Origin of the sequence: Nonomuraea diastatica (assembly GCF_004349015.1) — a bacterium.
In the GTDB taxonomy this organism is placed as follows: domain Bacteria; phylum Actinomycetota; class Actinomycetes; order Streptosporangiales; family Streptosporangiaceae; genus Nonomuraea; species Nonomuraea diastatica.
In genome coordinates this window covers 1-1,668 of record NZ_SMKP01000396.1, presented here as the reverse complement: position 1 = coordinate 1,668, position 1,668 = coordinate 1, and the positions used below count along the sequence as shown (strand labels likewise).

The following is a 1,668-nucleotide window of genomic DNA, read 5'->3' as shown; positions in this document are numbered from 1 at the left end:
CGCACCAGAGCGGCAAAAGGGGGACGCCGCAGGGACAAACCGGGGCGATCCGGTTCTGGCCGCGCTGGCCGCCCGGCTGGCGGAGGTGGTCAGACCGGCGAGTGCTCAGGCCGTTCCCGGGGTGGGTTCACCACCAAGATCCACCTGTCGGCGGACGGCCGCTGCCGGATGTTGTCGCTGGTCTTGACCCCGGGCCAGTACGGCGACAGCCCGCAGTTCCGGCGCGTGCTGGAGGCTATCCGGATACCCCGGCTGGGGCCGGGACGCCCCCGCACCCGGCCCGACAGCCTGGCCGCGGACAAGGCGTACTCCTCCCGCGCCAACCGCGCCCAGCTGCGCCGCCGCAAGATCCGCCACACCATCCCCGGACCCCGCGACCAACGCGCCCACCACCGCCGGCGCGGCTCGGCCGGAGGACGACCCACCGGCTTCGACACCGAACACTACAAGGCGCGCAACGTCGTCGAACGGGCGATCAACCGGCCGAAGAACGTCCGGGCGGTGGCCACGCGCTATGACAAACGCGCGCCTACATCTTCCTCGGCACCGTCACCCTGGCCGCTCTGATCATGTGGCTCGAACCTGATCCAAGAAACAGCTTTTAGCTGGCCTGGATCGGCGTTCATCCCAATCACGGCACCTCCGCGAGACGCTGCGCCTGTGGTGCGGGGAGGTGTGAGGCTGATGGCTCCGGGCATGGCCGGCCGTGCCCGGAGCCGTGGCGTTACCACAGACGTTGACGAACAACAGGTATATGCCGATCACCTCCTTCCTCGGTGAGCCGCCCGGGAGTGAACCGCCGGCTCAGGCCGTGAGCCCGCCGTCGGCCACGATCCGCTGGCCGGTGATCCAGCGAGCCTGATCGGAGGCCAGGAAGGCGACGACGTCGGCGATGTCCTCGGGCTCGCCGATCCGGCCGAAGGGGGTCCGGTTGACGGAGGGGGTCAGCTGGTCGATGATGGCCCGCGCCGAGTCGGTGTCGACCGGCCCCGGCAGCACGCTGTTGACCGTGATGCCGCGCGCGGCCACCTCCCGGGCGAGCACCCGCACCAGCTGCTCCCCGGCGGCCTTGCTCGCCGAATACAGGGACGAGCCGGGATTGCTCACCCGGGTGATCGCGGTGGAGACGTACACGATCCTGCCGCCGTCGCGCAGGCGCGTGGCCGCCTCGCGGAAGGCGACGAACGCGGCCAGCGAGTTGGTCGCGAAGTTCTGCGCGTAATCCTCGTCGGTGGCCAGCGCGAGCGGCCCGAGCGTGGCACCGAAGGCGTTGTGCACGAACACGTCCAGACCGCCGAAAGCGCCCTCGGCCGTGTCGAAGAGCGCCCGCAGTTGCTCGGGGTCGGCCACATCCGCCCGGATCACCGCGGCCTGGCCCCCCAGGTTCTCCACGGCGGCGGCGACCTGTTTGGCCGCCTGAACATCGCTGCGGTAGTTGACGACGACGTTCGCTCCGTCGGCGGCCAGGCGCAGGGCGATCGCCCGGCCGATGCCTCTCCCGCCTCCGGTAATCAGGGCGACCCGCATGAGGAGACTCCTTTCACTTGAGCAGTTCGATGACGGATGCCATGGGCCGGCGCGGGCCGAGCGCGGTCCGCGCGAAGGCGGCGCGCTCGGCGACCACGGACGCGCCGTCGAAGGCCGCCGATGAGCAGGGCGGGCGGGGTT

Annotated in this window: 1 protein-coding gene and 1 pseudogene; one reads left to right on the top strand and one right to left on the bottom strand. The window is 71.0% G+C overall.

The genetic code is table 11. From position 1 onward, the window contains the following. Positions 1-108: 108 nt before the first annotated feature. A pseudogene (locus tag E1294_RS51830) lies at positions 109-605 on the top strand (IS5 family transposase); the annotation flags it as partial. A 199-nt stretch (positions 606-804) separates the two neighbouring features. Here the strand turns inward: E1294_RS51830 and E1294_RS51825 are convergent. Further along, positions 805-1,527, bottom strand: coding sequence for an SDR family oxidoreductase (locus E1294_RS51825; RefSeq protein WP_132520696.1), 723 nt, complete (start codon positions 1,525-1,527; stop codon positions 805-807). Positions 1,528-1,668: the final 141 nt, after the last annotated feature.

Coding starts and splice junctions, on each gene's coding strand:
- E1294_RS51825 (WP_132520696.1), bottom strand. CDS start 1,527: ATGCGGGTCGCCCTGATTACCGGAGGCGGGAGAGGCATCGGCCGGGCG.